1 pseudogene is annotated in these 928 nt (G+C 63.0%); it reads right to left on the minus strand.

Annotated elements, in window-relative coordinates:
- Window positions 1-39: 39 nt before the first annotated feature.
- Window positions 40-928 (minus strand): annotated as a pseudogene (locus tag EOA28_RS37015) (sugar ABC transporter substrate-binding protein); the annotation flags it as partial.

Genomic DNA, 928 nt, shown 5'->3' on the forward strand with positions numbered 1-928 from the left:
GACGGTGTGCCATCGGGCCGCGACGTCTCATAAACCAGCCTACATGCCGAGCGAGGCTTTGTAGAGCTTGACCTGGTTTTCGCGGCCGATCTGGTCGGTCAGCTTTTCCCAGGCCGCGGCGATGGCGTCGGCTCCTTCCTGCGCCTTCATCTTGCCGGCGAAGGTGTTGGCAAGGATGTCCTCGGCGGCGCTGTAATACTGAAAGATGCCGGGGATGCGCGGCTCGATCGCCGCGTTCGGATGGTTGTAGCTGTCGGCTTCGGACTTCAGGTACGAGCTGATGAACGCCTCGTCATAGCCGGCTGCCACCCATTCCGGAATGTTGAAATGGCTGTTCCGATAGGGCTGGAAGCCGGAAGGATAGGCCGCGCACCACAGCGACAGATCCTTGCCGCCGAGATGCGCGGCGGCCGACCATGCGGCCTTCTTCTTCTTCTCGTCGGAATCGACGCGGGCCATGACATAGACGCCCCAGCCGAGATAAGCGCAGTTCGGCGCATAGTTCGGGCCGCTGGCGAGCTTGTCCCACTTGCCGGTCTTGGAGTTATAGACGTCGTCGGAGCCCGGCAGGATCGAGAAGCCGGTGACGTCGCCGATGACCGAGGAGTCATTGGTCTTCACGTTCGAGCCAACGTCGCCCCACCAGGGGATCATCGAGCCGGTGCCGGCCAGGAACTGCTGGAAGGCGGTCGTGTTCGGATCGGCGTTGATCTGATCGGCCGGTTCGGACGGCAACGCATCGATGACGTCCTGGATGGCGCGCACCCAGGCCGGATTGTTGACGCGCGGCTTCATCGTGTCGGCGTCGAACAGCCAGGCCTTGTCATCGGGATGCTTGGCATAGGCGGTGGCGCGGCTGCCGAGGAAATAGAAGCCGAAACCGCCCCAGGGCTTGGGCGCGTCGAGATAGCCATAGATGTCCTGGCCC

The organism is Mesorhizobium sp. M2A.F.Ca.ET.067.02.1.1 (assembly GCF_004023285.1).
Taxonomy (GTDB): Bacteria; Pseudomonadota; Alphaproteobacteria; order Rhizobiales; family Rhizobiaceae; genus Mesorhizobium.